Annotated in this window: 6 protein-coding genes; 3 read left to right on the plus strand and 3 right to left on the minus strand. The window is 63.8% G+C overall.

Translation table 11 applies throughout. From position 1 onward, the window contains the following. Window positions 1-541: 541 nt before the first annotated feature. Window positions 542-1,716 (minus strand): IS3 family transposase gene (locus GY937_21155; protein MCP5059222.1). Its coding sequence is split into 2 segments (ribosomal slippage): window positions 542-1,458 and window positions 1,458-1,716, totalling 1,176 coding nucleotides; the frame shifts between segments, so codons are not numbered across the junction. Window positions 1,717-1,982: 266 nt separating this feature from the next. Here GY937_21155 and GY937_21160 point away from each other — a divergent pair. The 3 genes from GY937_21160 to GY937_21170 all read left to right on the plus strand — a co-directional run bounded on the left by GY937_21160 (window position 1,983) and on the right by GY937_21170 (window position 4,831). After that, window positions 1,983-2,210 (plus strand): hypothetical protein, encoded by a 228-nt coding sequence (locus GY937_21160; protein MCP5059223.1) that lies wholly within the window; start codon window positions 1,983-1,985, stop codon window positions 2,208-2,210. Window positions 2,211-2,340: 130 nt separating this feature from the next. Next, a complete protein-coding gene (locus tag GY937_21165) occupies window positions 2,341-3,507 on the plus strand; it encodes a hypothetical protein (GenBank protein MCP5059224.1) in 1,167 nt (388 codons plus the stop codon). A gap of 97 nt (window positions 3,508-3,604) precedes the next feature. Further along, window positions 3,605-4,831, plus strand: a complete 1,227-nt coding sequence (locus GY937_21170) for a hypothetical protein (GenBank protein ID MCP5059225.1) — start codon at window positions 3,605-3,607, stop codon at window positions 4,829-4,831. 111 nt (window positions 4,832-4,942) lie between these two features. Here the strand turns inward: GY937_21170 and GY937_21175 are convergent, their stop codons facing one another. Beyond that, window positions 4,943-5,155 (minus strand): IS110 family transposase, encoded by a 213-nt coding sequence (locus GY937_21175; GenBank protein MCP5059226.1) that lies wholly within the window; start codon window positions 5,153-5,155, stop codon window positions 4,943-4,945. Window positions 5,156-5,206: 51 nt separating this feature from the next. After that, on the minus strand, window positions 5,207-5,728 hold the full coding sequence (locus tag GY937_21180) for a transposase family protein (GenBank protein ID MCP5059227.1): 522 nt from the start codon (window positions 5,726-5,728) through the stop codon (window positions 5,207-5,209). Window positions 5,729-6,133: the final 405 nt, after the last annotated feature.

The following is a 6,133-nucleotide window of genomic DNA, read 5'->3' on the forward strand; positions in this document are numbered from 1 at the left end:
GAGATGATCGGACTTCTTGGCATGCTTGGTCATGGTGGCGGTTCCTTCTTGGTGTAGTGACCCCCTCCGTAATACACGGAGGGTGAAGGAGCCGCCGCTCTCAAACTCTCAGAAAATCAACCGGTTCTGGGACATCCCCCTCGAGCGGAGCTTGTCCGTTACCGATTCGCTCTAACGGACCGGAGCCAGATCGATAACGAAACACATCAACCGTGGCGCCGCTCCTGTAGCCCGATACGGTCACTGCTTCTCCAAGCACATGCACCGGCGCAGCAACGAGCGGGGGGGACAGCTTAGTGGGCATTTTTCGCCTCCTTGCTGCAAGAACAAGCTCACGGTGTGTTTGTATGAGGACGACACGGTACACCAAAGCGGGTAGACGGGGAATCCGTACCATTCAAGTGGTGCGGGTAGTTGCTGCGGAGGCGGCTCGACCAGGAGAGAATGCCGAGCCCTCTCGGCCATCTCCATCAGCTTTGTGTTGTCCTTCGTCGTCGGGCGGCTCCTCGATGATGTGGAGTTGCCCCGCTTTCGTGGACGGTCAAGCGCTTGGGAACGCTGACCTCTGTGGGGTTTCTCTTTCGTAGGTGATCGGCGACCGGTAGCCAAGGGCCGAGTGCCGGCGGTGCGGGTTGTACCAGCCTTCGATGAAGTCGAAGACCACCATCCTCGCCTCGGCCTGCGTGCGCAAGGGCCTCTGGTCGAGCAGCTCGCACTCGAGCGTCGCGAAGAAGCTCTCGCACATTGCGTTGTCGTAGCAGTCGGCCACCGAGCCCATCGACGGCCGAACGCCGGCCTCCTTGCAGCGAAGGCCGAACGCGATCGACGTGTACTGGCAGCCCTGGTCCGAGTGATGGATCACGTCCCTCGGACGACGCTGCCCGATCGCCATGTTCAGCGCATCGAGCACGAGCTCCGTTCGGAGGTTGGTTGCCATTGCCCAGCCTACGACCCGTCGGCTCCATGCATCGACGACCACCGCGAGGTACAAGAACCCCGCCCAGGTCGGGATGTACGTGATGTCGGCGATCCAGAGTCGGTCCGGCCCCTCGGACGAGAAGTCTCGTTCGACCAGATCCGGTGCCGGACGGGCGTCACGGTCTTGCTTCGTCGTCCACGCTCGCTTGCGTCGGCTGGCTCCCTCGAGGCCGGCTCGGCGCATCAGCCGAGCCACCCTCTTGCGACCGACGCGGGTTCCCTCTGCGCGCAGCTCCGCGTGCACCCGTGGTACGCCGTAGGTCGCACGCGACCGGCAATGGATCGCCTCGACCCGCGCTTGGAGAACTCCATCGGCGACCGCTCGCCTCGACGGAGATCGGCGCCTCCATGCGTAGTACCCGCTGGCGGAGACCTCCAGCACCCGGCACATCGTCGCCACCGCGTGTTCGGCCTGGTGCGCCCTCACGAACTCGAACGCCCGCGGGGCGTCGAGCCGGTCTCCTCGGCGAACCAGGCTGCGGCTTTTCGAAGGATCTCCTTCTCCTCCCGGAGAACCTTCACCTCACGCCGGAGCCGCCGCAGCTCCTCCTTCTCCTCGCTCTTCAGGCCGTCGTGCCGGACGCCATCGTCCAGCTCGGCCTGGCCGACCCAGTTCGAGATCGACTGTGCCGTCGGCTCGAACTCGCGGGACAGCTCTTCCGGCGTACGGCCGGCTCGAACCAGCTCGACCATCCGAGCTCGGAACTCCGTCGGATACGGCGCTCTCGTCTTGCCCATCGTGAACTCCTCTTCCCCAAGTGGTGAGGTATCCACGAAAACGGGTCAACTCCATCCTGTGTGTTGGGTTGGAGTGTGAAGTACTTCACACTGGCTCGAGCGACTTGGGGTCGCACCAGGGAAATGGTGCGATCGGCAAGGACTCACGGCTAACTCGCATTTTCGACGGCGCTGTGAAGTAAATCATACCCTTTGCCATGGCCGCTGGTATTGTCTAAAGTCGTCTCGGAGAAACCGAGGAACGAAACTTGCCCTAGGAGGATCTCATGGCTGAAGCCAAGCGTGTTCAGAAATTGAGCTTGAAGGAATTCGAGGCGACGAAAGGGATCCCTGCCATCGAGGCGGTTCTGGACCGGATGAACGGCGGTACGTTCATGGACTGCCACACGGCGTTCTTCGAGGCCACAGGCATCTGGATCCCTGAACTCGTCCCGGTGTTCCAGCGGCTCGACGCGGGTCTCACCTTCAAGGACCTGCCCGCGGCCGTCCGCTGACGAAAAAGGTAGACGCGAGGTACCCAGGGGGGCGGCCGACCCGTAGGCCGGTCGCCCCCCTGGGTTGCCCGGGAACGCCGGGGCGCGCCGACGCTTGTGGTTGGCTGTAGCCTCCAACGACCGCAGAACCATGCGCACGGATCATCTACTTGCGCTCACCGAGGCCGGCTATTCGGCAGGGCAGGCGCATTTCGCGGAGCTCGGCCGCTCCTTGCTCGGGCACGCACCGCCGGACCTCGCCGCTACCTTCGGCGCGGCCAGGCCAAGCCTTTACCTCGAGCCCCTGCTGTTCGCGCATTTCAAGGTTCGCGGGTCGGCCGAGGACCTCCTTCAGATCGGATTCGGCTATCTGCCGGATCACCATCGGCCGAAACGAGTATCGGTCCAGACCAACCAGGCTGGCGTGGTCTGTCTTCCAAACCTCGGTTATGTAGTCACCGACGCCCCCGACAGCCGGATCACCATAGTCTGCGAGGCCGGGGCTCCGCCCTACCGGGCAGAAATGGGGAGCACGGCTGCCGGCTGTTCTCTGCTGGCATCGGCGAGAAGCGTCTGTGCCGGGATCGAGATCGACCTCCATCACCATCCCTTGTTCGGTTACCTTTCTGCCGGAGAGTCCGACGATGGCGCCGATCTAGCAAGAACCCACCTCGGTCATCTTCAGCGCGCTGTGGATTTGATCCGAGGCGCGTACCCGATCTACTCGGATATGATGTCCGCAGTCACGAAACGCATTATCCTCTTTCGCAACGAGGATCTGAATTCGTTTGTCAGTCTCGCCTCGTTCGGTGCCGTCTGCCTCAACGTCCTGGACCCCGAAGCCGACGAGGTCTTCTTCATCGAGGACCTCGTTCATCAGTGTGGTCATGTGATCTTCAGCGCCCTGACCCACGAGGTCGAGTCGGTGCTGGCCGTGCCGACGAACATGCCGCTCGAATCGCCCTTCGCAGGAGCTTGCGAGACGCGCACGGTCTACACCGCCCTGCACGGCATCTACACGGAAGCGGTCATGAACCGATGCTTCGATCTCTGCCTCGGGAACGACAGCTTCAGCGGCCGGCAGCAGCACGAGCTGATCGGTAGGTTCGCCTTAATCTTCCGACGCTTCCACTACGACTTGACGGCGCTGGGCAACCGTGCGCTGTACACCGAGCGAGGTGCCGAGATCTACGAAGGCTGCCGGCAGATCTTCGAGGACATCTATGACCGCCGGCGTCACCTGCTGACCGATCATGATTTCACGGACCAGCCGTACAGCTTCAGCTATGGGGCCTATCGGCGCAGGAATCCCCAATGACTTGTGGCACGGGAGATCGGGCGCGACAGGTCGCCGCGTCAGGCGCATGGTGCCTAACCCCGCGCGCCTGAGCCGGATCGGATTCGGCAGTTACCGCGTGTCCTCGCGGTCGCCTACCCACCGGCTGGCCTTGATCCGGGCGCTCGAGCTTGGTTGTAACCTGATTGACACTGCTTCGAACTACGCCAAGGGCGAGTCCGAGATGCTCATCGGCGACGTGCTGCACGAGCTGGGCGCCACCGATGCCTTCGTCGTCACGAAGGCCGGCTATGTGAGCGAGCCGGATGTGGCGTTTCTCCGACCGACGTTGGACGGGGACCCGGGCCCCGAGGTTGTGATCTTGGACGACGGCACCCGGCACTGCATCCACCCGGTCTTCCTGCACCGTCAGATCGGGCGCTCGCTGCGCCGGCTGCGTCGTTCACAGGTGGATGGCTTCCTCTTGCACAACCCGGAGTACTTCCTTCGGACCAGTGGCGCTGCCGGGTCCGAGAACGAGCTCTACCGACGGATCGGCGCGGCGTTCGCCCTGCTCGAAGAACTCTGCGACGAGGGTGTCATAGGCTCCTATGGTGTCAGCTCAAACGCGCTGACCCCCCTCCGTTCGCGGCCAGGCGCCATCAGCCTCCCCAAGCTGATCGAGACGGCGGCTCACGTCCGCAGCGCCAACCGTTTCAGGCTCATCGAGTTTCCGTGCAACCTCGTCGAGACGGCCGCCGCCGATTGTCCGGCTGGCGGCCCGAGCGTGGTGAGTCTGGCGAAAGCCCACGGACTCGTCACGCTGGCCAACCGCCCGCTGAACGCCAAGGTCGGCGGCCGGCCGCTGCGCTTAGCGGATGGCGGCGACGGGCTCGACACTGAATGCGTGGACGAGTCGGTCGATCGCGTCTTCGACCGGGTCAAGGGCTTGGTCGAGAGGCGTCTCGCCTCGCGCCCGACCGAAGCCGGTCCGGACGCACTGGCGAACCTCGACGGCCTGCGGCTCCGCTGGGGTGCCCTCGACCACGTCGACGTCGTCGAAGCGCTGTTCCAGGGCCTCATCTTCCCGAGCATCATCGGGCTGTATCCGGACGGGATACAACCCGATGCTCAGGGCGCCATTATGGACCTCCGTTCCTGCGCGAGGCGCCATGCGCTCGTGGCCATGCGGGAGAAGGCCCGCACGCTCCGGGCCCATCTGGCCGCTAGCGGCGCCATCCGCGGCGGTGACGGCCGCCCTCTCGAGGTAATCGCCTGCGAGGCTGTGATGAAGCTCGGCGTCGAGCATGTGCTCGTCGGCATGCGCCGCCCGGGCTACGTCGAGGGGCTCCACTGTCTGTTCTGACGGACGCGCTATGATCTCGATTCGCAAGGCTCTTCGGGGCGCCAATGCCGTACCGAGTCGTCTCTGGGACCTTCGACCTCGCCTACCAAGCAACCGTGATCGATTCGGGGTCTAGGTTGTAGCTTGGTGCCAGTCGGTTCCGTCCCTGACCATCGCGTTGAGGATCGTGAGCATCTTCCTGGCGAGGGCAATGAGCGCCACTTTGGGTGGCTTGCCGGCGGCGATCATCCGTTCATACATGGCCTTGAGCACGGGGTTGAACCGTGCCCCGTTCATCGCGGCCAAGTAGAGAGCCGTGCGCGGAGCGGCGCGTCCCGCACGGATCCTCCGGTAGCCGCTCTTCTTTCCACTGTCCTTCGCGAAGGGCGGAACCTGTCAACGACTTTGAGATACCCCTCGATCGAATTTGGTGAGCACCCCCTTCCTGTACGGCGTCTCGGGCGGGTTGATGTAGACCACTTCGGGCAAGGCCGGCGCCTGGGGCCGGCCACGCGGGAAGCGCTCGGGGTGGGCCGCGTAGGCGGCTTCGAGGACGGCCTGACGCCCCGCCAGCATCGCGGTCGCTCGTCCGAAGTGGACGTCGGCGGGCGTGAGCATGGCGATGCCTCCATGGCGGTGCTGCTCGTTGTACCACGGGATGAACGACCGGCAGTAGGCGGTCGCGGCGTCCTGGCCTTGGAAACGCCCCGGGAATCCGGGGTGGTACTTGAGCGTCTTGAACTGTGCTTCGGAGAACGGGTTGTCGTCCGAGACACGCGGGCGGCTGAGTGATTGCGTGACCCCGAGATCGGCCAGGAGCTGGGCCGTGCACTTGGCCGTCATCGGTGAGCCGCGGTCGGAGTGCAGGGTCAGGATCTCGGGCTCGACCTGGTACTTGGTGCAGGTCTCCTCGATCAAGCGGCCCGCGAGGGTGGCGTTCTCACGGGATCTTCGATGTGAAGTAGTCGATGAACGCCTCGGCAGCCCCAGCACCGCTTGCCGCAACGATCCGCGGCAAGCGCCTGCCGCCTAGGATGATCTCTCCGCTGCGTTCGTACTTGACCAAGTCGCTCATGATCTGTCCCTCGAATTCCCAGCTCTGACGGCCGTTTCTGGAGCTTGTTGCTGATCCCCCTATCGACTCCTCAGCAGTGATACTTAACATCTTGCATGTTCTACGATCCGCTAGTCCCTTGTCACACCAAAAGCTGGGGGTAGAGTCGTCGCAGTTTCACGCGGGCTTGTTGGGTCGTGAATTGCCAGTCGACGCCCTTCGTCGTTCGGTTGCGATCGTCTTGCCAGGCTTGGACTTGGCGCGTGAGA

Source organism: bacterium, assembly GCA_024228115.1.
GTDB lineage: Bacteria > Myxococcota_A > UBA9160 > UBA9160 > UBA6930.

Bases quoted from the DNA above. Each gene is read 5' to 3' on its own strand.
- GY937_21160 (MCP5059223.1), top strand. From the start codon at position 1,983: ATGGCTGAAGCCAAGCGTGTTCAGAAATTGAGCTTGAAGGAATTCGAG.
- GY937_21165 (MCP5059224.1), top strand. From the start codon at position 2,341: ATGCGCACGGATCATCTACTTGCGCTCACCGAGGCCGGCTATTCGGCA.